Below are 21,665 nucleotides of genomic sequence, written 5' to 3' on the forward strand. Positions count from 1 at the left end.
TTAAAGAAGGGGATGATGAGAAATATGCCATTTCCTAATGAAAAAGAAAACTCTTTTTTAACGATTAATGACATTGATGCGATTGATGGGTGGATATCAAAAATGAAAGAAAACCCCCTCCGTCTTCCAAGTGACAAAAGAAAACTGGCTCAAAGGACGCTTAATCTTCCCTATAATATTATCGGACATGGTTTTAACAGAATGGTCTATGATCTTGGAAGCGGGTATGTTTTAAAAATTGCTTTCTCGGAAATAGGATTGATATGCAACACTCAAGAACATAACCTATATAACATTTCCAATCCGAAAATCCGAAACTATCTCTGTCCGGTATTGGCAAAGGGAGATGGTTGGATTGTCATGAAGAAGATGGAGCGGAAGGCTTCTATCAATATAGAAAACCTTGAGAAGCTGAGCAGGCTGTCACTACTATTTTTACTGAACGGGATTATTCCAGTAGATTTAAGGCTTGCAAATATAGCTTTAACAGACGACAATCAAATGGTTGTAATTGATTATGGCCTATTTACAACAACACCGTTATACAAAAGGGCTGATCATTTAAACTAATTCTTTTTATCTTAATTATGGTGGTAAAAGTCATAAATGTGATACTGAAAAAAAGAGCTTAATGGAATTTTTTTAATTCACCTCAAAGTTATTATTCCCTAAAAAGCTAACCGTACAAGCATGTACCAGTTTATGTCGTTCTTCCTCAATAGGGGTCAGTCCAGTGCATGAAAAATTTAGTACACTGGGAGACTGACCCTATTTTCGGACGGCCGCTTCACACAGGAAAAGTCCTACTATTAAGCCACTTCTATTTTTCTCCAATTTATTGTCTATTTCATCTTAATTGGTTACTAAACAAAACACAGTAAATTGGGTTTATAATCATTCAACCTTTCGAGTATCCCAAGTTAGTTTTTAACTATGTTTATCGTCAATTCAATGCATACATATCATATAAGTTTGACTACTCCTCTTATTTTTATTCATCTATAAATAATGTATTAGCTTCCAAGGAGTGAAGTCAAAGACATAAAACCGCATTAAAGGTTTGTATTAACTAATAAACTGAATAAACTCTCAATCATCAAGGGAATAATATGACCATACCAAGATATTTAAAAAATCTTGGTGGTGTTACAATCCATCAATAATTGTGTTCATTTTTACACAATAGGAGGCAAAGAAAGTGGAAAAAGGTAAAGTAAAATGGTTTAACAGCGAAAAAGGGTTCGGATTCATTGAACGTGAAGGTGGAGACGATGTATTCGTCCATTTCTCAGCGATCCAAGGCGAAGGGTATAAATCACTTGAAGAAGGTCAAGAGGTTACCTTTGACATAGAGCAAGGCCAACGTGGACCCCAAGCTACAAACGTTCATAAAGCATAATTAGTATTGAACGAATAAAGACAGACTCTTATTCCATTTTAGAGTCTGTCTTTACTTTTCTAAAACAAAACGTAAGACTGCGTTCAAACAGCTTATATGATGAATATCATGAAATAATATCTTTCAGAGCATGCCTGACACCAAAAGTTAAAGAAAATCATTTACTAGCAAACGTGGAACTAGTTTATAATAGAAGGAGTTTATTCCTATGAGTTTAGAAGATGTAAGCAGGTGACCACAATCGATATCATTGAAGCACGGGTGAGAGGGTTTATTTCCGATATCCAACACCCTAGTCAAAAAAAGAAACTCAATATAAATGATTTAGAACTTCAATTACGCAAATTGATGGATGATTATTTTGAAATGGATGGGTATTCGCTATTTTTTAACGCTATTCAAACCTTACAAGGTGAAGGGCAGCTGATTCCTATCCAAAATAATCAATACAACGGGAAAACACCAGGACTTTCCCTCTATTACTGGGTAAATATCAAAGCTAAAGCAGCCAAATGGGATCGTCTTGAGATGATGAAATTAAGTGATCAGTTTGATTTTTCCTATTATGAACGGCATCCTGAATGGCAAACGAAAGAGGAATGGAATCGACTCCAGAATGTCTATTCCTTTTTACAAAGAAGTCAGGAGCGGGAATGGGTGTCCGTTGAAGAAAGAAGCCTGGAGCTATTCGGCCATGAAAAATTTCTGCTGGATGGCGAACAGTTTCCTAATGGCAAAGGCTTTTTAACAAGAATTGGCACCACAGAAGAGCAGCTGAAAATGGTGAACTACGGTGAGCCATTTGTGTTTTGGCTGAAACAAGGAAAAGCCATCCATGAGATCAAGCGGGTCCTTATCGTAGAAAATCTATCATTCTTCCATACTTCGATTCAATTACTAGAAGCAGGGACGCTTGATTATGAGCCTGATTTACTTATTTATGGGGAAGGCACGAAAATAGAACGAAGCTTTTCGTTTTTCTTTCGCATGTTTCCACCGGACGATTATCTTTTTTACTACGCAGGCGATTTGGATGCAGCAGGGTACGGAATCCTAATCCGGCTGATAGAGAAATATCCTGACTGTTGCATTCAGCCTGCCTTAAAAATTTATCGCAAAATGCTGGAGTGTCATGATCAAAAAAATGAACAAAAACAAGGTCAAACACAAAATCTCGTGCTTCGTGATGCCTTCTTTCAATGGTTTACAGAGGAGGAGCAAGCATTGCTCATGGGGTTATGGAAGGAAAATAAACGGATTCCTCAGGAAGTCCTGACAATCGAGACATGGAGGCGATGGATGTGAACGAATCATGGGAAGGATTCGCAGGAAGAATGCAGCGATTAAATCCATTGTTCGAGCTTGGCAGGGGGATGGATGTAGGGGAGCTGAAGCCTTATGTTCAAAGTATTCTTATGCAAGTGCTCCTTAGTATCTTTTACCGAGAATTAAATGATGATGATGGAAGAAAAAAGTCAGATATTAAGTATATAGTGGAGGATGCAATTAAACAAATGAAGCTTCTCGCAGACGAGAAGCAAATTGAGCGAATCACAAGCGGACTGTTATATTCAGGAAAAGAAGAGTACAGCCAGCCGTTTGAAGCGTTATATTACGATGAGATTAGGCAGGCATGGGAGACTCAGGTGTTCCGCTATGTCACAATGGACGAGTTATACACGAATTTAGAGATGGGCGGCTCCATTGTGTATAAACTAACTGAAGTTTCTCAGGAAATGATTTTTATGAGCAGGGAAATGGCGGAGGAATTCTCCATCACCATCGAACAACTCTACAGTATGCAGCTGATTAAAAACGGAAATTTCCGTAAAGCGACTCGAAACCTCGATCACCTCATTTCACGCGTCAACCGCTTAATGGCAAAAGAATTCTCCTTTCAAAAGGAAATGACCAACAATCCAAAAATCTTATTAATGGAAGAAGAAATGCAAAGAGCAGACAACCGTGCTGAAATTGAAAAACAATTTGAAGAGGAAAAAACGCATTTCCGTACCATTACGAGCATGATTGAAAAAACGAAGCGAAGAAATGAAGAAGATGATGATATACAAAAAGAATTGCATCTTCTTCAAGAAAAGGTTGGTCATACTAGACAATTGCATGATCGTTTTGCGAAGCTCGTTATTCAAAACATTTCCTATGAGCTGAAATTAAAAGCTGAAAACCCATCCTTATTTTGGGAAAATAGCTTGGTTTCATTCCGTGAGCATTTCTATGAAAATATGTTTATGAAGGAAGGCGTTCGGTCGTTTACAGAAATCGAAACGGTCTTGTCTCCTTTGTTTTCACCGAAGAATGAATTCATACTGCCTCTTGAATGGATTTGGGGTGAACAGGAATTCGATGAGAAACAAGTTGCCAATACGGTTGTCGAGGAGGAGGCCGAAGAAGAGCTAACTCGAATACGCGTGACGAACTGGGATTCAGTATGTAAGGCCTGGAGCTATGTTTTTCAACATTTACAAGCATCGGGAGAGTTTTCATTAGCTGAACTTTCCACCTTTCCATTAGAAGTGCAGGATCTATGGCTGGAAGAATCGGAAACCATCGATCTATGGATGATGTTTGATAGGAAGCCGCTTAAGGTTCAGGTGCTGCATCGGAAGGAAGAAACCTTAAGCGATGAAAGAGAAATTCTTCTATATAAACTACTGAACGAATACCCGCAATTTCAAGTGTTAGAAGGTATGAAAATCTTTACGTTGTTTGATCATCGGGCGGAGCCAATCCTGTGGCAGCGTACGAAAATAACACCTTTTAAACTATGTATTCAGGAGGCGAAATAAATGAGTGCAGAAACAACCAAGAGGGCAGCAGCTGTTTATTTTACTCTATTAAAAGATAAAGTCATCGATGAATATAGTGAACACTTTCAGACGTACTTTGATCCGGAGGTAAGACAGACTGTTCTTTTACTAGCAGACGAGTCAGGCACCTATATCATTGAATCGCCTAAACGCATTCAGTTGGTTGTCCAGCCGACTGGCTCCGTCTTTGCAACCAATTTCACCCATATGAAGGAAAAGCATAAGCAAATCGAGACGAAAAGACATTTTCATCTTATCAGCATTGTCATCATGTCCTTTTTAGCAAGCATCGATCGCAACCAGGCAGCCAAAATCCGCTCGCAGCGGGAAGGGATTAGTTATTATACATTGGAGCGGCAAGTAAATGATCTGATTGTAAATTGGGAGAGCATTCTAAAAACAAAGCCGAACTTCGGTGAAGAAGAACGCATCGATATGAAGGAAGTTGTCACTACGTGGAAGTACATGGAAGTAGAAACGGAAGATTATGGCGCCAAAAAGGCGAATCGACGAACAAGAATCGGGTTAATTGCCAGTGCCATGCGCTTATTGGAAGCAGAACGGTTAGTTGTCATTCTGGATCGCGATGATATCCCAAAGGTGATCCCAAAGCAAGAGCTGTTTGAACGGATTGAATATCTGTATCACGATTATGATCGCTATGAATTATTGAAACAATTAATGACTTTAGAGGAGGATGGGCATGCCGAAGATTCATCGAATTAGAATTGTTGGCCTGAAGTATGATGGCATGCAAAAGCAATATAAAAATACTACGTTTAACTTTCATAATGAGGAAACCTCAACAAACGGTCTCATTTCGATGATGAACGGCGGCGGGAAAGGAGTATTCCTTCAGACCATCTTCCAAATTCTCAAACCTGGAACGGCGTGGGGAAAACAAAATAATCGGTATTATCAGCAATTCTTCTTTAATAACAAGGAACAATTTATCCCTTATACCTTTCATGTGGTCATTCAGTGGGAATTAGATGGTGCGGACCACCGTCATCTCGTCACAGGGGGAATGTTCTCAGCTGAGCAGCGGCTCGCTATTAATGAGGAAGGCGGAAATGAAAGCAGGACGCTCGAACAGGAAGCAAAAATTCTCCCTGTTTTTACGTTTTATACTAGAGAGTTTGAACGGAAAGAAGAGGCGGCCCTTGAGCATATCCCGCTGTATGAAAACGAGGAAGTGGCCGACACCGAAGCCTTAAAAGACTATTTAAAATGGAATGGATATGATGTTTACCGGGACACGAAAAAGCATTATCGCATTTTAGATACATACGGAATTAACCGTAAAGACTGGGATATCTTGAAGGATATTAATAAGGATGAAGGCGGTGTCGGAAAATACTTTGAGGGAGCGGAAGATGACCATTCACTGTTCCAAAAACGAATTATTCCAACGGTTAGTCAGGTCCTGCATCGAACAGAACAACAAAAGAACGATCTTGTAGAAATTTTTAAGAGTCAGGCAAGTATTGCGAAGGACCTGCCTGTGCTTTTAAAACGAGAGCAAGCACATAGGGAGTTTTTAGAGGATATTCTCCCTTTTGAAGAGCACCTGGCAAAAGGGATTGAACATAAAGAAATCATAGAAGATAGCATAATGGTTGGCCGGCAGCTGCTTGGTGCATTAGAGCATTTGAAAAAAACAGAAGAAGAAATGCTCATAACCTTAGAAAAAGACATTGAAAAACTAACGATAAAACAAGCTGATTTCCGGTTCCAAAAAGATAACTTGGAGTTTGCTAAAGCGCATAGGGAAGTACTAGATTGGGAGAAGAAATTAGCAGAAGAACGGAAAAAGCATAACTCTTTACAAGAACATGTAAAGGAAAAACAGGACCGAAAAGAAGAGCTTTCCTTCCAGACGATCCTAAAAGAGTGGTATGAGTACGAACAAACTATTCTCTCGCTTTCCCAGCAAATTGCGAAATTGGAACAAAATAGCGGCTTAATACAGGTTAATCAAAGAATGGAAGAAGTCAAAAAAGAAGCCTTAGCAGAGTGGCAGGCTTCTTACCAATCGATACAAGAGGCCATGACGCAGTATGCTGGCTACCAAAAGTTCCTAAAGAAAAAAGAAAATGAACTGTCACAGCAGGATAAACAAAAAACAAAGGAGATTGCTCAGCTTAATGCCGAAATTAATCGACTCTATACGCAAATCCATCACTTCGAGTCTAGTGAAGAAGCGCTTAAAATCGAGTTTGGCGACCGCATCACCTATGATTTAAAAGGTTACATCGAAAGCCTAACGAAACAAATGGAATCCAAAAAAGCACAGTTAGAAGTGCTTCATGAAAAAGATCATGTATCTACGGAAAAGCAAAAGCAGCTAGCTGCATCACACGGTACTTTTGCTCAATCGATTACATTTTTAGAAGCAAAATGTGATGAGTTAAAGCGAGCAATAGAAGCACAATCGCAAAAAGAAGCCAAACTAGTTGAAAAGCTTCATGGTTTATTAGATGGGGTCACTGTGCCGTTAAGCCACGCCCTTTTATCAAAGTATGCACTTCAGATAGAGGAACTGCTGAGCCAGAATAAGCAGCAAGGAGAACAGATCAAAAAAGAGCTTTGGGAAACACAGCTGGACCATTCCTTAAATGATGAGCCTTTCTGGGTGGCCAATAAGGATGTGAAAGAGTTAAAGGAATGGATTGATGAGAAAACCGGGATTGATGTATTTTATGGAACCCAATTCCTGCAATCCTTGAGTCCTGAGGATCTGGCAAAATACCTTTTAACCTACCCGCTCCTTCCTTACGGTTTAGTCGTCAGCCGCCAGCAATGGGATAAAATTAATCAGCAGGTCCTTTCCGGAAGATTGTTTCATAGTCCTGTACCGATCTTCCAGCGCGAGGAAATGAATCAAGAAAGGGATAAAGCTTCCTTTGTCATCATTAACGGAACCGAAAAAGCATTATTAGCAGATAAAAATCAATTCACCAGCTGGAAAATGAATATTGCAAAACAAATAGAAGATAAGCAAGAAGCGCTTGAAGAAATGGAGAAAACAGAGGCGTCATTACGGCGTATCTTAAAAGAAATCGACCGATTCCTATCAAGTGAGCTTTCCATTGATCTCGAAAGAATGCACATTCAGGAACAAAATGCTCTTCTATCTGAAAAAGCAAAACTGCAAGAAGTCATCATGCAAGAGGAAAAAGAGAAGGAATTACAGCTACAGTTACAAGAACAGCTGGAAAAAACAAAACGAAAACGTAAAGAGCTTGCTGCGGATGTAGAAACACTAGCTAAATTTGACGAAGAAAAAACAGTTTATCAAGTAAATAAACAAGAGAAGCTCGAGAAAGAAAAGCAAAAGGAAGCATTAACCATCAGGCAGCAGGAAATAAGTAATGAGCATGAAACGATTGTTGAATTGCAAGGCAAATGGAACCAAACCTATTTTGAATGGAAGCTAACCATCGAACAAACGATCAAGGAAATTGCTGTCTTTATAGAGGAAGCTGCGTTTCCGCCAGAAGAAAAGGCAGACCTAAGTGAAGAAGTTCCACGACTTTCGCCACATCTTTTAGAAGAGATTTATGGGAGTACGAATGAGTTAAAGCAGCTGCAAAAATCAAAAGAAGAGCAAGCAAGTGAATTATTAGTGATTCAAACGAAAAAAGAATCCGAACAAAAGCAGCAAAAAAAATTAGAGAAAAAACTGACCGCTCATAATAAGGATTGGAAGGAAGTTCCTGAACCGGGTGAACCAATTAGTATCTTGGAAAATATGCTGCAAACCGCACAGAAGGAAGCAAAAACTGCGGAAAAAGAAGAACGGGAACAAGGCACGGCTGTTACGGTAGCGGAAACCTCTTTAAAGCATGCGAAAAAGCAGTGTGACAAGTTAGGAAAGAAGGTCGCGAAGCATGAAAAACAGCCTGAAAAATGGGAAGACCTTGACTTAGAAGTAAAGGCTGTTGAAATTAATGACCAAACGAAAATCGCAAAGGATGAAGTAAAGAAGGCGGAAAAACTACTGAAGGAAACAGAAGCCAGTATTACAGGCTATGAAGGGGATTTGTTAACCTTATCCGTGATCCTTAAGGAGGAAGCTGCCGTATTCACTGATCAGGATGTCGAAAAAATCAAGAATCAAGGAAAAACCTGCATCTTGTCCTGGTGTGAAGAACATCAAGCGATTCAGGACGAAGGTCAAGAGAAGCATGCGAAAATTGAACAATCCTTGCGTAATTTAAAGCTTGCGATTGAAGGGAAAGATTGGGAGATTCGGTTTAAAAATGAAGTGTTAACCACACTTGACCATATGGACACTAGGCATTATTCCCATGTTCAAACCATCGTTAAAAATATGAAGCGTTTTTCCCAAAGCGGATTGGAGCAGTTAGAACGTGACAAAGAAAGGGCGGAAAAGGCGCAAAACTTCTGGGCAAGCCGGGCCAGCATGAAGGTGATGAGTATTTCAGAGTCGATTCGTTCGATGATTGCGAAAATGAAGCTGAAAAATGAACGAGGAACGTTTCCACTTGTTCAGCTCAGAGAGGACATCCTGCCAAAAAGGGCAGAAGAAATCGAGCCATTATTAAAGCAGCATTTTGTCGCGGCGATTAACAAAATTACGGAACAGTTTGATGTGATTGATAACAACAATCTATCATTAGACCAAGAAATCAAACAGCTCATAAGTGATGAGCAAATTTTATTTGTATCGCTCAGAAATCGATACCCTGAGCTGCTTGTCTATAATATGCGCACGGATAACGCCTTTATGTATGGCAAGCCTAAAAGAGAACACTATTCGACCTGGCAGACGATTAATCAAGGTTCTAAGACGAAATCGGATGGAAGCGGCGGACAAAAGCTTTCCGCACGTATGGTCGTAATGATGATGTTATTGTCAGTGAAAAGCGAAACCGATCAAAGCTGGGTGCCTTTAATCTGTGATAATCCATTTGGACAAGCTGCCTCAGCCCATGTTCTTGACCCAATCTTCGCTGTCGCTGAGAAATTGAAATTTCAATTCATCGTCGTTACACCGCCTGAACTGGTGAAAACGGAAATCAGCCAACGATTCGACGCCTACTATAAATTGGACTTTATTCGTGAAAAAGGAAAAGAAATCGTTTCTGATACCATTGTTCCGGCATTCCGGATTTATCAGGGGGAAGAAGTTACACAATAGGATAAACTTATCTTTAATTTTTTGATAAACTTGCTTTATGGAACGAAATACATAGAGCAAGTTTTTGTATAAGAGGTTATTAAATGAAGGTATACAAACTAAAAAAGCAATTTAATGGATATAAAAGAGGAACTCAGTTTTACTTGGTTAGTGAATCGGAATTTATCGGTGTTAAAGAGTTTGTTTTAAGAACCGAGGATTTAACGCATAGGATCTCAATCAATGAAAGCGAACTTCTTAAGAATTTTATTTTTCTTAAAGAAATCTTTTAACGAATGTAGGTCCATGTCCCATATTGCCTCCCAAAACAATTCTACATACTGAAATTGGGGCAAATAAATGGAATCTCCTTCATCTTTTAGGCTATTAACGGATTACAATAAAAGGGATTAGCTCATATCTTATCGTATACTTTATTGGAAAGGGGTGTGTTATATTTGCCAGCGTTTGTCGGACCGATTCGAATAGATAATGTGAGCGGCGGCATTACCCAGTTTGGAGATAGTCTATTTATCTCACCCAAAGATGTGTCAAAGTCGTTTTCAGGTGCTGCAGGATCTAACACAGGTGGGATTGTTATTGTCAAAAGTGGGATAAGCACTACCAATGTATTTGATCCTAATGTAATTGACCAGTCTATTTCCGGAAATAAATAGAAAAGCTGCAGGGTACCGTCATACGATTGAAACCCCTTTTTTAGCACGTGTCTTTTCATGGAGTACTTCCTTGGACTTTATATAATAAATGTTGAAATAAATAACTGATGATTTCCAAGACCTTCACAAAAAGAAGGTCTTTCTCCTGTTAAATAGTCAAAAAAATATCCCCAAAAACAGTATTGTATAGCTTTCAAAAAAGAATCCAAACTAAAATTGCGGTTTCCAAATCCCCAATGCAAACCTGAAAGGGTGGTGTAAAAATGTCCAAAAAGAAAAATAAGGAAATAGGAAATAATCCAGCCATGCCGAAAAACGATGTGGAATTTGCGAACGACGGACTTGAAAGAGTAGCAATGCAGTCTCAGGAAAAAAAGAAAAAGTAACATTTAGAAAAAAACTGCACCGCATCATTGTAGAGTCCTTTACAACGATTTGAGTGCAGTTTTTTCCTTACATTAATGCAGTAAACAACGTAAGTATGCCATATAGAAATTAAATAAATTCTATAATATCCTTTAACGGTATACGTGTAGTTTTGTGTGCAGGAGCTGTTGCTTTTCCTAAAGCTATTAAAAGCATTGGCATGTATCGGTCAGATACTTGAAACTTCTCAATAAATTGTTGTTTATTAAACCCTCCCATTGGAACGGTGTCATAGCCTTTTGCTTTGGCAGCCAGCATAAGCTGCATCGAAATTAAACCAGTATCAAAAGCCGCAATAATTTTTCGAATGTCTTCTGGTAAATTGGAATATAACCGATTGGAATTTTCGATCATGAGCTTCATGGTAGCTTCGTCCATATGACCGTCTTCATAATTGCTCTTATAAACCTTCTCAACATTTTTATACATCTCTTTATCGCCTAAAACCGCAATCACAGCGGAGGAGGTTTCGACCTGTTCCTGATTGTTGGCTATCAGGCGAAGTTCTTTCTTTGTATCTTGGTCATCAATTACAATAAAACGCCAAGGCTGAAGATTGCTTGAAGAAGGAGCCAATATGGCATCATTTAAGATATCTTCTATTTCATCTCGTGAAATTTTAAATGCAGGATCATATTTTCGAACAGAGTGACGTTCTCTGATAACATCGTTAAAAGTTTTTACAGTTGCTGTTGTCATTGATTTTTCCTCCTACTCATCAACTTACTTTAAGTAAGTTTAATTCATAGATTACTATTAGTAAGCTAAATAGTCAAATGAATTAACTCCTGTTGGCAAACAGCTAGAAACCGTCTTTACCTCGATCTATGATTGGATCAAAAATAGGGAAAGTCTAGATTAACTAGTAATGAATTAGAAACTACGGGAGTTTGCTAACAAGAAAAATCTATTAAGCAACAAAATAATAGCTGCACACCAACTGTATGCTTCCATACAAATCGATGTATAAAAGGGACTTTTTCTAAAAGATACTGAATTAATGCCAAAAGGATTTGTTTTATATCCCCAGATATAGGGTATGGAAAATAATGAGGTGAGAGGAAATGGACAAAAATAAAATAAAAACTAAGGGGAACATGGACTCCCCTGAGCAATATCCAACAGAGAATGAGAGCATATTTGATAAATTTAAAAGTGAGCAAACAGTTGACCCTATACCAGTAGAGGATTTAAGAGAAGAACAACTTGAAGAAAAAGCAAAGCATGAGTCAAAAAAGACATCCTCAAGTGAAAAAAAGTATAGAACAGGAATGTAATCATCATAGCTACTGTTCAAGTAATGTGATGCATCACAATAAGAAAAGAGTCATTCGATTTAGTTATCGAATGGCTCTTTTTTTCTAAATTTTTTTGATTTCCTTAGCTAATGCTTGAAGTAATAAAATAAATTACAGATGAAACCTTTTTTAAAAAAATCATGTCCCAAGTTTTTTAATGTTGTTGTTTTATTACAGAAAGTGTTATTTTTGTCACGGATTTATTACTTTAAAGAAAAATAAATTATTTGTAAAATAGAGGAGTAACTGGTACATACATGTAAGAAGCTCTAAAAGGAAGTGATAGCCAGATGCTATATATTTGGAATATAGAGAAAATCATCGATGAGACATTACAAATACACAATTTATCTATTAACTATGAAATTAACAATACACTTACTGTACCAATGAGTTATAACGTGTCGACCAATACAATTAAATTTAATTATCTTCAAGTTAATGGTTATATCAGTAAAATAAGAATTAACGAGACAGCTGAAAACTTTGTTAAAATTATTCTTTATCGAGTGATAGGTTATTATTTAGATTTTAAGAAAAATAAACATGATCTTAGAATTTTAATGTATGGTGAAGACGATGAGATAAAAAAGCTGAAAACTGTGATAGAAACAAATGCTTGGGAATACGGAAGAACCTTGGTTCCTGAGCATTTGCTACGGGGTTATGATCAGGTTCGTGAACTAGATAAAGCCTTAATTAACGGAAAATTAACAAATATTTAAAATCCTATTTTTCTAAAGGCCAGGACAAGGGGAATTCTATTTTCATCTACTACTTTAATTGAAAAAGAAGAAAGAAAACGCCATTCAATAAAGAACGACGTTTTCTTTTTGTTTATTTTTCTATTCAAAATCCGTAAAGTAAATAATTTCTGAGAGTATTTTACACCCATTTGCTTTTTTATACTCCTCCCAAGCCTCATCCTTATTGTCAATTCGAACATTTTGATACTATCTTTTACATATAGTGCTAAAATCCATACAGTATTTCCCTCCTTGAGGATTAAGATTAATTGATTAATCACTCAACAAATTTCAAGGAACACACGTGTTCAAAATAAATTTAGGTTGTAGTAGAGGCTATAAAAGCTGTTATACGGACTTTTTCTATCCATCACTTCAATAGATATCGTCGTTTCTGAAACCTATCAATAAAATAGATCAAAACCGATTGAAATCAGCCAGCCTAGTGCAAGTGTAATTGTTAGATATGTACCAATATAAAGTAATAGATCTGCCATGTTTCCTCCTCATCCAGTTTTGAGTTATGTTTTCCATGCACTCCATCTAAGATAATGCCATTATAACAAGCGATTCTAAAAAATTTGTCGAAACAAACGATATTAACCTATTTGTAAATAGAATGATAATTACCCTTAATAATTGCGACAATTAATACAAATAGGTAAAATATGTGTGTGAAATTATTTTTGAGTGAGATGAACCTTATTGAAAGTAATTGGGATTGATTTATCAGGTCCAAGCAATCATAAAGATACTGTTTTAACCGTTTTTGAGCAACTTCCAAATCAATTAAAGTTGATCAAACTATTAAGCGATATAGGTGACATGGATATCATAAAAGAAATTAATTTTCAAAGTGAGTTTGATGAAGTGGTGATTGGAATTGATGCACCTTTATCTTATCAGGATGGCGGGGGCGACAGGCCGGGGGATAAGCAGCTGAGGCAATTTATAGTTTCATTAGGGATGAAGCCGGGGTCCATTATGGCTCCGACCCTTAATCGAATGGTCTATTTTACACTGAGAGGGATTAAGCTTACCCGTGAAATCGAAAATCTTGAAACCAAAAATCCCGTTTCCATCGTGGAAGTACATCCAGGAGCAATTATTGGATCAAGACTTCCTCCAGAGAATTTCAATTATGTTTTAACTTATAAGCAAGATTTTACTGCTAGAATGTTTATCCGAAATTGGATGATGGGACAAAATTTAACCAATCTTCCTGTTTCTGTTCAAGAAGAAAGTCATTCCATTGATGCCTGTGCAGCCGCATTAGGTGCCTGGCATTGGAAAGATAAAACCTTTGAACCAAAGTGGCTCCATCCCGCAAATCATCCGCTGCATCCTTATGATTATTGCTGTTAGGAATAAAATAGGGGGGCTATGGGTCTTAATGACTAGTAAACTTTTCGACAACCTAGGAAGCTCCTAAGTGCGCCTCAGCAAAGATAAACGAAAAAGACGCGCACTTGGGTAGCTTCAATAAACCCGTCTGTGGAGAAATATTAAGCAATACCCGCCTTCATGAGCATTCCGTCTAGAGGTCGACCCATATTCATTTCTAACCATTGTGCTGTCTGAATGAGCTTATTTAAATCCGTGCCTGTTTCAATCCCCATTCCATGGAACATATTGACCATATCTTCCGTACATGCATTGCCTACGGCTTTCGGCGCGAAAGGACAGCCGCCAAGGCCGCCAATTGAAGAATCAAAACGGCGGACGCCAGCTTGATAGCCTGCTAGGATGTTAGCCAGACCAAGGCCGCGTGTATTATGGAAGTGAAGTCCTAGTAATAAATCTTTGCCAAACCGATCATAAAATGCAGCAACAACGGTTTGCACCTGGCTCGGGTTTGCCATTCCTGTGGTATCAGCTAAAGTAATCTCGGTACAACCAGCCTCTAAAAATTTTTCGGCAACCGTTAGAACTCTCCCTAAAGGAACTTCTCCTTCAAAAGGACATCCAAACGCAGTGCCTAGTATTCCGGCTACGCCTTTATTGGATTGAACTCCGTCTTGTATAACCATCGACAGTTCCTCAACGGCTTGATTAACCGTTCTTTTGGCATTTCTCAGGTTAAAGGAATCACTTGTTGTTGTTACTACATGGAGAAAGTGAATATCGGTATTGAGTGCGCGTTCTAATCCAGAACGACTTAGGACAAGGCCGCCGTAACGGATATCCTCTCGTTTTGGGAGAACTTTAAGCAATTCTTCCGCATCTGCCATTTGCGGAACAACCTTTGGATTGACAAAGGAAACGGCCTCGATGTTGCGAATGCCCGCATCAATTAATTTGGTGATCAATTCGGCTTTGATTTCAGTAGAAAGTATTTTTTTCTCATTTTGCAATCCATCTCGTGGACCGACTTCACAAATTTCAATCATCATGCTTCCTCCTTAAACAAGTGGCTGATTGTACTATCATCTAAATGTTTTAAGACATTGTCGCGGCCCTGAAAAATGTGTTCATGCATCGCGATTCGTGCACGTTCCGGCTCTTTATTTTTAATGGCTTCAAAAATAATTTTATGAACCTCGAGAGATTGCTGAAGCTGAAAATCGGTATACCAGTAGAAGGAACGAAACACCATCGGGACAACAACCACTTTTGAAATATGAAAATATAGATGTTTATTTTTTGCAGCCGAAACAACGGTATCATGAAATCTTGAATTCACTCTGACAATATTCCGAATACTGTTCGGATCACGGTGTGTGTCGAAAATTTCTTTTTCATACAATTGGTTGGCCGTTTCAAGTTCAATTAAATCAGCCTCTGTCCTGTTTATCGCTGCTTGACCCGCAGCATAGCTTTCTAGCAAACTCCTTAAATCGTAGATCTCCCTGATGTCCTCTTTCGTAAAGTGTCTTACACCTACACCTCTTTTTAGTGGAACCACCAGACCTTCCGCTTCTAATTGTTTAATAGCCTCCCGAATAGGCGTTCTGCTTAGGTTTAGCTCTTTTGCTAACGTTTCTTCGCCTAATCTCATTCCGGGCTCAAATTTACCAAGGATAATGGCCTCTTTAATGTAATTGTATGCATCCATTTGAACACCTCAAGGTTATTGTATACAAAGTCAAAAAAACTTTCAATAAATTTTCTGAATTGCGTGATAAAAATAGCAAAGCACGCCCAAAAATACGATAAATGAACTATTTTTGTAAAATTTCAAAAAATATTATTGACTTATTGTATACAAAGACAGTAAATTGTATACATAATACAGAAGATTCAAAATCATATAACAACATAGGAGGTATGAACATGACGAAGCCGAAACTGCCATTACAAGACTTGCGCGTCTTAGAATTGGGGACATTATTAGCTGGTCCGTTTACTGGAAGATTACTAGCTGACTTTGGGGCGGAAGTTATTAAAGTGGAGCCGCCTGGGAAGGCCGATCCAATGCGCGATTGGGGGAAATCAAAGGATGGGGTTAGTCTGTGGTGGCCTGTCCAATCAAGAAACAAAAAATCAATCACCCTAAACCTGCGTGAGGAAGAAGGGCAAAATATTTTGAAGGAATTGGTAAAAGAAACCGATATTCTGATTGAAAATTTTCGCCCTGGAACAATGGAACAGTGGAATCTTTCTTATGAAATTCTATCAGAAATTAATCCAAAATTAGTCATGGTACGGACATCAGGATTTGGGCAAACGGGACCGTATAAAAGCCGTGCTGGATTCGGAAGTGTTGGGGAAGCAATGGGCGGATTAAGAAATGTCACCGGATTTGAGGATCGACCGCCATCTAGAATTGGTGTTTCGATAGGGGATTCCTTAGCAGCTCTGTTCGCCACCATTGGTTGTCTTGTTGCGATTCATGAACGCAAGCAATCGGGAAGAGGCCAGGTGGTGGATACCGCCCTTTATGAATCAGTGTTCTCCATCATGGAAAGCATCATCCCAGATTACTTATTAGCCGGATATATTCGTGAAAGAATGGGGAATATTCTTCCTGGGATTGCACCTTCCAATATTTATTTTACGAAGGACAAAACCTATATTGTCATTGGGGCGAATGCAGATGGGGTGTTCCGCAGATTGTGTGAGGCAATGGAGCAGCCGGAACTAGCGGATGATCCACGCTTTGCCACTCACCATGCAAGGGGAGAGAATATGAAGCTGCTAGATTCGATGATTGAAGAGTGGACGAAAACTTTACCAGCTAAAGAGACGCTCGACATTCTTGCAGAAAAAGGTGTACCTTCAGGCTTAATTTATTCGGCCAAGGACATTGTCGAGGACCCGCATTACCAAGCAAGAGAGATGATTATTCATGTGGAACATCCACAGCTGGGAGATTTCCCAATGCCTGGAGTTGTCCCAAAATTAAGCCGGACCCCAGGAGAAGTCAAGCACGTCGGTCCCGAGGTGATGGGGAAACATAATATTGAAATCTATCAAGATCTGTTAGGATTTGATGATAAGAAATTAAGAGAATTAAAGGAAAAGAAAATTATTTAATTAGTCTAATTTGAATTAATAAAATCTCGGAATAGTAATTCAAAATAATAGGAGGTAGCCATAATGAATAAACAAGTAAAAGAACCGATTCGCAAAAAATGGATATGGATTGGTCTATTAATTATTGTTATGGGAAATGTGCCTTGGTACTTTTCAGATTCAATGGTAGAGCCTTACATTCTCGGTTTTCCATTTTGGGCATTCTTTATTTTCGCCTTTTCGGTGGTCTTATGTGCGTACTTAAGCTGGATTTGTTTGACGCAATGGAAAATTGTTGAAGACGAAGAAGAAGTAGAAAAGTAGAGGAGGGTACATATGGGTGAGTTAACATTTGCCGGAATTGATGGAATCGTTATTTTAACCGTATTTGCGATCATTATGCTTGTGATTGGATATTACTCTGGCCGCGGTGAAAAAAATATTCACGAAAGTTTATCAGGCTATTATTTAGCAAGTGGAAATTTAGGGATTGTCGCTCTGTTCTTCACCTTATTTGCAACGCAATATAGTGGGAATACGATTGTTGGTTATGCACCATCGGCTTACCGGACAGGGTTCTCCTGGCTCCAGTCCATCTCATTTATGACGATTATTATCGGTGTCTATCTACTGTTCGCTCCTAGATTATATGTAATTGCAAAAAAACGGAATTTTATCACTCCAACAGATTGGCTCCAACACCGTTTTAATTCAAAAGGGGTAACCCTGCTAGCAATATTCCTTATGCTATGGGGATTGGGGAACTACTTACTTGAACAGCTGGTTGCGATTGGCCAGGCTGTATCAGGGATGACCGGCGGGACCATTCCCTATCAAGTTGCAGTAATTGCATTTGTTCTCGTTATGTTAGCCTATGAGTGGATGGGTGGAATGAAAGCGGTTGCTTTTACTGATGTTATGCAGGGAATTGTCCTTTTAATTGGAATATTAGCCTTCGTGGCCGGCGGGGTTTACTTAGCTGGAGGGAGCTTTGGCAGTATTACTCAATTTATCGCTGAAAATGAGCCGGCTAAAATTGCCGTACCATCAGCAGAGGTGAACATTAACTGGTTCAGTATGCTAATCCTCGTTGGACTTGGTGCTAGTATTTATCCTCATGCCGTACAAAGGATTTATGCAGCAAAAAGCGAAAAAACGTTAAAAAAGTCATTTGCCCGGATGGCATGGATGCCGCTTCTAACGACAGGATTGGTTTTTCTTGTTGGAATCATCGGAATTAAGCTTTTTCCAGGATTAGAAGGCAATGCCTCTGAACAGCTTGTAGGTGTTATGGCAAATGAAATTGCAACTATTAATCCATTTTTCTACTGGATTATGATTATCTTCTTTGGAGGAATCGTTGCAGCGATTGTATCCACAGCGGACTCCGTGCTGTTAAGTTTTTCTTCCTTAATTTCTAATGATGTGTATGGAAAATTCATTAAACCGGATGCCAGCGAACATCGAAAAGTAATGGTAGGAAAAATCATCGGGATTATTGCCATTTTCGGTTTACTTTGGATTGCCTGGAATCCACCGGGTACGCTCTATGAAATATTCGTTTTGAAATTCGAATTGCTCGTTCAAGTATTCCCGGCATTCGTTTTAGGACTTTACTGGAAACGATTAAATTCTAAGCCCGTTTTCTGGGGAATGGTCCTTGGAGCCATTGTTGCCGGTTTGTTAACCTTTACCGGGCACAAAACGGTTTACGGAATCCACGGGGGAATTATCGGGCTAACACTAAACTTTATCGTTTGTGTAGGCGGCTCATTGTTATCGTCTGCATCGTTAAAAAGAGATCCTGTTCTTGAAGAAGATTTGAATGCCGTGTATATAAAAGCATAGAGATAAAATAAGAACTCATTATTTTCTTTTTCCTGCAATGATGAGTTCACTTGCAGTGGTAAAGAGGCGAAGCTAACATGGCAAAATTAATGTTAAAAAATAAGGCTGTACTGATTTCTGAGCCATGGCGGATGCTGTTGTTTCTGCTTTTGGCTCAGCTTCTAGTCTCCTTTGTGGGCCGTAGTATTGGGCCGCTTGGAGTACTAATTGGGAATGATCTTACATTAACCAAATCACAAATTGGGATGTTACCAGCAGCACTCTTTTTAGGTCAGGCATTCGCTTCCGTTCCAGCCGGATTTTTAACGGACAGATTTGGTTCACGGAAGCTATTGATCACTGCTGCTTTTTTAGTTGGCCTAAGCTTTCTGGTGATGACGCTGTTGGGGCAGTTTTGGGCTGTCCTGTTATTCGTTATTCTAGGCGGAATTGGCTACGGATTTATGCATCCAATTACCAACCGCGGAATTATTGATTGGTTTTCCATCCATCAACGAGGAACAGCCATGGGCATTAAGCAAACGGGAGTGACTGCTGGATCTGCTCTTGCCGGGTTAATTTTACTTCCGTTGGCGGTGGAGTATGACTGGCGTTCCGTATTGCTGGGGGCTTGTCTTCTTTTGCTGATCAGTGGCTGCGTATCGTATATGGTTTACAGGGATCCACCACACTCAAAAAAGTCAGCTAATCAAGGTGGGCTTGTTTCCTTTTATAAGTCCATGTTTAAGATGTTAAAAAATAAACAGCTTATGCTGGTGAGTTTAAGCGCTATGGGTCTAAACGGATCGCAAATGTGCTTAAATACGTATCTTGTTTTATTTGTTTATGAAAAGTTTGGGATTCCATTAGTTCTTTCGGGGATTCTATTTGTTATATCGGAAGTAAGCGGGTCGTTAGGCCGAATTACTTGGGGCATGATCAGTGATTTTTTATTTAAGGGAAACCGCATTGTGATTTTACTAATCATTACCGTACTTACTTCTGTTTCGAGCTTAACGGTTGCGTTGATTCCAAGCGCTTCTTTTGCAATGCTTATTCCTATCGTCATTATTTTTGGATTTTCGGTTTCCGGTTTTAATGGCATTTGGATGAATCTTGCAAGTGAAATTGTACCACCTGAGCAGGCAGGAATATCTAGCGGGGTGAGTATAACTTTTGGTTCGATTGGAGTTATGCTGGTTCCGCCGATTTTTGGATATATGGTCGATGAGACGGGCGGCTTTACCTTTGGATGGTTGTTCATTACGGGGATAATGGTCATCGTCTTTCTCATGTTGTCTCATTTAGCGAAGATTAATAAACGAGAATAGGGAAAGAGAAGGGAAAAGGATGGATGAAATTTCGTTATAGATAAATGGAACTTGACTAATAAAAATGCACCCGATTATTCGGATGCATACTTCATGATCCCATGTAAATAAACAGAGTAATCTCGCTGTATACATTCTCTTATTTTGATTTTTCCTTCTCTTTCTAATTCACCAACAAACTCTTCAATCTTTTTTTCGTCTTCATTTGAAGCCTTTGGAATCTCTGTTGAAAAAAAATTACCTCGACTAGCATTGTGTAGTTTTTTTAACAAATCGGCTTTATTCATTAAGTGATCACCTTTATTCATTATTTTTTCGATATATATATAAGGGTTTTTCAAAATTATTTTTTATTAGCAATAATGATGAAAGGTTATGATTCTTTCATTAATTCTTCTTCAAAGAAAAAAGTGTTCGGGTATTCATTTACAACGTATGAGTACCTTTTCATGTTTTTGACATACTGATATTTAAAAATTGTTATTGTTATGCCTGACGCTCTGATCATTACCTCTTCCCCAATAGTAAACAGATTTTTCCCCATTCAATCACCCTCTCTATTTTTAAATTTAGTTTTTAATGAAGATTATCGCTCAATATTATGCATCCCTTATCATTTAAGCTGGACTGGACCTTTTATTTTGATCCAGGTTACTGTTCAACAAGGTCAGTAGACAAAAATGCTCGCTACATACGATGTCATAAAGCACGCTTATTTTATTAAAGGTTTCCAATCTCCTAAACGACTTAGTCAATTTCCTCCACTATCACAGTTCGTGTTATCGATGGGGGTTAAAAAATGTAACAGATTAACTATCTTGTTAAATTCTATTGTATCAGAGAAGTGGGTTGAGTTGATACGTTCTTATGAAAATTATAATAGGGGGTAGGATAAGACACTAATATCATCGATAACCAACCGAGAAAATTAAAAGCAGCATGGTCACTATCACCTTAGTCAGGATGGCCAAGATCCCGGATAAAGAAACTAGCTTTAATGCAGGTTGACTGAATTATAGGCGAAAACAAATACTTTTACTGCTTTGTATGCTTGAAAATACATTCGAAATATGCTATATTAATAAGAATTATTTTTGTTCCGTGTAATGGATAGTATTAGAATGAACTTTTCGTCTTGATGATCACTGAGAGCAAGGATAGTAATACATGGTGTGTAAGCACATGGGAGGCAACAAACATGGAAAAAGGTAAAGTAAAATGGTTTAATGGGGAAAAAGGATTCGGATTCATCGAACGTGAGGGTGGAGAAGACGTATTCGTTCATTTCTCAGCGATCCAAGGCGAAGGCTATAAAACATTAGAAGAAGGTCAAGAAGTAAGCTTTGACCTAGAGCAAGGTCAACGTGGACCTCAAGCTGCTAACGTACGTAAAGCTTAATTATAAGAACCGAATTAAAAGAGACTCTTAAATAAGAGTCTGTCAGATTGTCGAGAAAGGGTATTTTTCTCGGCAATTTTTTTATTTTATCTGAACGTAATACCATTATTTGTTAAAAGATTGTCCATGCTAA

The 21,665-nt window shown here is 38.5% G+C and carries 21 protein-coding genes; 17 read left to right on the forward strand and 4 right to left on the reverse strand.

Features of this window, described 5'->3' with window-relative positions:
- The first annotated feature begins 24 nt into the window (after window positions 1–24).
- From IE222_RS12135 to IE222_RS26710, 9 genes are all read left to right on the forward strand, one after another.
- Window positions 25–570, forward strand: coding sequence for a hypothetical protein (locus IE222_RS12135; RefSeq protein WP_223282672.1), 546 nt, complete (start codon window positions 25–27; stop codon window positions 568–570).
- A 628-nt stretch (window positions 571–1,198) separates the two neighbouring features.
- The gene (locus tag IE222_RS12140) at window positions 1,199–1,399 is read left to right on the forward strand and encodes a cold-shock protein (RefSeq protein WP_191273123.1); all 201 of its coding nucleotides are present in this window, start codon (window positions 1,199–1,201) and stop codon (window positions 1,397–1,399) included.
- 231 nt (window positions 1,400–1,630) lie between these two features.
- The gene (locus tag IE222_RS12145; protein ID WP_191273125.1) at window positions 1,631–2,704 is read left to right on the forward strand and encodes a Wadjet anti-phage system protein JetD domain-containing protein; all 1,074 of its coding nucleotides are present in this window, start codon (window positions 1,631–1,633) and stop codon (window positions 2,702–2,704) included.
- On the forward strand, window positions 2,695–4,206 hold the full coding sequence (locus tag IE222_RS12150) for a hypothetical protein (protein WP_223282673.1): 1,512 nt from the start codon (window positions 2,695–2,697) through the stop codon (window positions 4,204–4,206). The genes IE222_RS12145 and IE222_RS12150 overlap by 10 nt, the downstream gene beginning before the upstream one ends.
- Window positions 4,207–4,953, forward strand: a complete 747-nt coding sequence (locus tag IE222_RS12155) for a DUF6063 family protein (RefSeq protein WP_191273129.1) — start codon at window positions 4,207–4,209, stop codon at window positions 4,951–4,953.
- Window positions 4,931–9,394 (forward strand): coiled-coil domain-containing protein, encoded by a 4,464-nt coding sequence (locus IE222_RS12160; RefSeq protein WP_191273131.1) that lies wholly within the window; start codon window positions 4,931–4,933, stop codon window positions 9,392–9,394. Before IE222_RS12155 ends, IE222_RS12160 begins: the two co-directional genes overlap by 23 nt.
- Window positions 9,395–9,477: 83 nt before the next feature.
- Window positions 9,478–9,666 (forward strand): hypothetical protein, encoded by a 189-nt coding sequence (locus IE222_RS12165; protein ID WP_191273133.1) that lies wholly within the window; start codon window positions 9,478–9,480, stop codon window positions 9,664–9,666.
- Between the two features lie 156 nt (window positions 9,667–9,822).
- Window positions 9,823–10,050 (forward strand): spore germination protein, encoded by a 228-nt coding sequence (locus IE222_RS12170; protein WP_370465039.1) that lies wholly within the window; start codon window positions 9,823–9,825, stop codon window positions 10,048–10,050.
- Window positions 10,051–10,313: 263 nt separating this feature from the next.
- Entirely contained in the window at window positions 10,314–10,436 is a 123-nt protein-coding gene (locus IE222_RS26710; protein ID WP_275671462.1) for a hypothetical protein, read from the forward strand.
- A 109-nt stretch (window positions 10,437–10,545) separates the two neighbouring features.
- Here the strand turns inward: IE222_RS26710 and IE222_RS12175 are convergent, their stop codons facing one another.
- Window positions 10,546–11,175: a nitroreductase family protein gene (locus IE222_RS12175; protein ID WP_191273137.1), complete on the reverse strand. Its 630-nt coding sequence runs from the start codon at window positions 11,173–11,175 to the stop codon at window positions 10,546–10,548.
- Window positions 11,176–11,540: 365 nt separating this feature from the next.
- Here IE222_RS12175 and IE222_RS12180 point away from each other — a divergent pair, with 365 nt between their 5' ends.
- The 3 genes from IE222_RS12180 (at window position 11,541) to IE222_RS12195 (ending at window position 13,885) form a co-directional block, all read left to right on the forward strand.
- Window positions 11,541–11,753 (forward strand): YczO family protein, encoded by a 213-nt coding sequence (locus tag IE222_RS12180; RefSeq protein ID WP_191273139.1) that lies wholly within the window; start codon window positions 11,541–11,543, stop codon window positions 11,751–11,753.
- A 311-nt stretch (window positions 11,754–12,064) separates the two neighbouring features.
- The gene (locus tag IE222_RS12185; protein WP_191273140.1) at window positions 12,065–12,499 is read left to right on the forward strand and encodes a hypothetical protein; all 435 of its coding nucleotides are present in this window, start codon (window positions 12,065–12,067) and stop codon (window positions 12,497–12,499) included.
- Window positions 12,500–13,225: 726 nt separating this feature from the next.
- Window positions 13,226–13,885: a DUF429 domain-containing protein gene (locus IE222_RS12195; RefSeq protein WP_191273142.1), complete on the forward strand. Its 660-nt coding sequence runs from the start codon at window positions 13,226–13,228 to the stop codon at window positions 13,883–13,885.
- A gap of 140 nt (window positions 13,886–14,025) precedes the next feature.
- Here IE222_RS12195 and IE222_RS12200 read toward each other — a convergent pair whose 3' ends face one another.
- Both IE222_RS12200 and IE222_RS12205 read right to left on the reverse strand, forming a co-directional pair.
- Window positions 14,026–14,913: a hydroxymethylglutaryl-CoA lyase gene (locus IE222_RS12200; protein ID WP_223282674.1), complete on the reverse strand. Its 888-nt coding sequence runs from the start codon at window positions 14,911–14,913 to the stop codon at window positions 14,026–14,028.
- Window positions 14,910–15,575, reverse strand: coding sequence for a GntR family transcriptional regulator (locus tag IE222_RS12205; RefSeq protein WP_191273146.1), 666 nt, complete (start codon window positions 15,573–15,575; stop codon window positions 14,910–14,912). Before IE222_RS12205 ends, IE222_RS12200 begins: the two co-directional genes overlap by 4 nt.
- Window positions 15,576–15,793: 218 nt before the next feature.
- Here IE222_RS12205 and IE222_RS12210 point away from each other — a divergent pair, with 218 nt between their 5' ends.
- From IE222_RS12210 to IE222_RS12225, 4 genes are all read left to right on the forward strand, one after another.
- Entirely contained in the window at window positions 15,794–16,996 is a 1,203-nt protein-coding gene (locus IE222_RS12210; protein WP_191273148.1) for a CaiB/BaiF CoA transferase family protein, read from the forward strand.
- A 63-nt stretch (window positions 16,997–17,059) separates the two neighbouring features.
- Window positions 17,060–17,299, forward strand: coding sequence for a hypothetical protein (locus tag IE222_RS12215; protein ID WP_223282675.1), 240 nt, complete (start codon window positions 17,060–17,062; stop codon window positions 17,297–17,299).
- A 12-nt stretch (window positions 17,300–17,311) separates the two neighbouring features.
- On the forward strand, window positions 17,312–18,823 hold the full coding sequence (locus tag IE222_RS12220) for a sodium:solute symporter family protein (protein WP_191273150.1): 1,512 nt from the start codon (window positions 17,312–17,314) through the stop codon (window positions 18,821–18,823).
- A gap of 77 nt (window positions 18,824–18,900) precedes the next feature.
- Window positions 18,901–20,133, forward strand: a complete 1,233-nt coding sequence (locus IE222_RS12225; protein ID WP_191273152.1) for an MFS transporter — start codon at window positions 18,901–18,903, stop codon at window positions 20,131–20,133.
- A gap of 74 nt (window positions 20,134–20,207) precedes the next feature.
- Here the strand turns inward: IE222_RS12225 and IE222_RS12230 are convergent, their stop codons facing one another.
- On the reverse strand, window positions 20,208–20,420 hold the full coding sequence (locus tag IE222_RS12230) for a hypothetical protein (protein WP_191273154.1): 213 nt from the start codon (window positions 20,418–20,420) through the stop codon (window positions 20,208–20,210).
- Between the two features lie 911 nt (window positions 20,421–21,331).
- On the opposite strand from IE222_RS12230, the gene IE222_RS12235 reads away from it, so the two are divergent.
- Complete coding sequence (locus tag IE222_RS12235; RefSeq protein WP_191273156.1) at window positions 21,332–21,532, forward strand: cold-shock protein; 201 nt, start codon at window positions 21,332–21,334, stop codon at window positions 21,530–21,532.
- Window positions 21,533–21,665 lie beyond the last annotated feature (133 nt).

Source organism: Neobacillus kokaensis (assembly GCF_014656545.1).
GTDB lineage: Bacteria > Bacillota > Bacilli > Bacillales > Cytobacillaceae > Neobacillus > Neobacillus kokaensis.

What these genes read in the sequence shown, in the direction of transcription:
- IE222_RS12135 (WP_223282672.1), top strand. Translation starts at nt 25, where the DNA reads ATGCCATTTCCTAATGAAAAAGAAAACTCTTTTTTAACGATTAATGAC.
- IE222_RS12150 (WP_223282673.1), top strand. Translation starts at nt 2,695, where the DNA reads ATGGATGTGAACGAATCATGGGAAGGATTCGCAGGAAGAATGCAGCGA.
- IE222_RS12155 (WP_191273129.1), top strand. Translation starts at nt 4,207, where the DNA reads ATGAGTGCAGAAACAACCAAGAGGGCAGCAGCTGTTTATTTTACTCTA.
- IE222_RS12160 (WP_191273131.1), top strand. Translation starts at nt 4,931, where the DNA reads ATGCCGAAGATTCATCGAATTAGAATTGTTGGCCTGAAGTATGATGGC.
- IE222_RS12165 (WP_191273133.1), top strand. Translation starts at nt 9,478, where the DNA reads ATGAAGGTATACAAACTAAAAAAGCAATTTAATGGATATAAAAGAGGA.
- IE222_RS26710 (WP_275671462.1), top strand. Translation starts at nt 10,314, where the DNA reads ATGTCCAAAAAGAAAAATAAGGAAATAGGAAATAATCCAGCCATGCCG.
- IE222_RS12175 (WP_191273137.1), bottom strand. Translation starts at nt 11,175, where the DNA reads ATGACAACAGCAACTGTAAAAACTTTTAACGATGTTATCAGAGAACGT.
- IE222_RS12180 (WP_191273139.1), top strand. Translation starts at nt 11,541, where the DNA reads ATGGACAAAAATAAAATAAAAACTAAGGGGAACATGGACTCCCCTGAG.
- IE222_RS12185 (WP_191273140.1), top strand. Translation starts at nt 12,065, where the DNA reads ATGCTATATATTTGGAATATAGAGAAAATCATCGATGAGACATTACAA.
- IE222_RS12200 (WP_223282674.1), bottom strand. Translation starts at nt 14,913, where the DNA reads ATGATGATTGAAATTTGTGAAGTCGGTCCACGAGATGGATTGCAAAAT.
- IE222_RS12205 (WP_191273146.1), bottom strand. Translation starts at nt 15,575, where the DNA reads ATGGATGCATACAATTACATTAAAGAGGCCATTATCCTTGGTAAATTT.
- IE222_RS12210 (WP_191273148.1), top strand. Translation starts at nt 15,794, where the DNA reads ATGACGAAGCCGAAACTGCCATTACAAGACTTGCGCGTCTTAGAATTG.
- IE222_RS12215 (WP_223282675.1), top strand. Translation starts at nt 17,060, where the DNA reads ATGAATAAACAAGTAAAAGAACCGATTCGCAAAAAATGGATATGGATT.
- IE222_RS12220 (WP_191273150.1), top strand. Translation starts at nt 17,312, where the DNA reads ATGGGTGAGTTAACATTTGCCGGAATTGATGGAATCGTTATTTTAACC.
- IE222_RS12225 (WP_191273152.1), top strand. Translation starts at nt 18,901, where the DNA reads ATGGCAAAATTAATGTTAAAAAATAAGGCTGTACTGATTTCTGAGCCA.
- IE222_RS12230 (WP_191273154.1), bottom strand. Translation starts at nt 20,420, where the DNA reads ATGAATAAAGCCGATTTGTTAAAAAAACTACACAATGCTAGTCGAGGT.
- IE222_RS12235 (WP_191273156.1), top strand. Translation starts at nt 21,332, where the DNA reads ATGGAAAAAGGTAAAGTAAAATGGTTTAATGGGGAAAAAGGATTCGGA.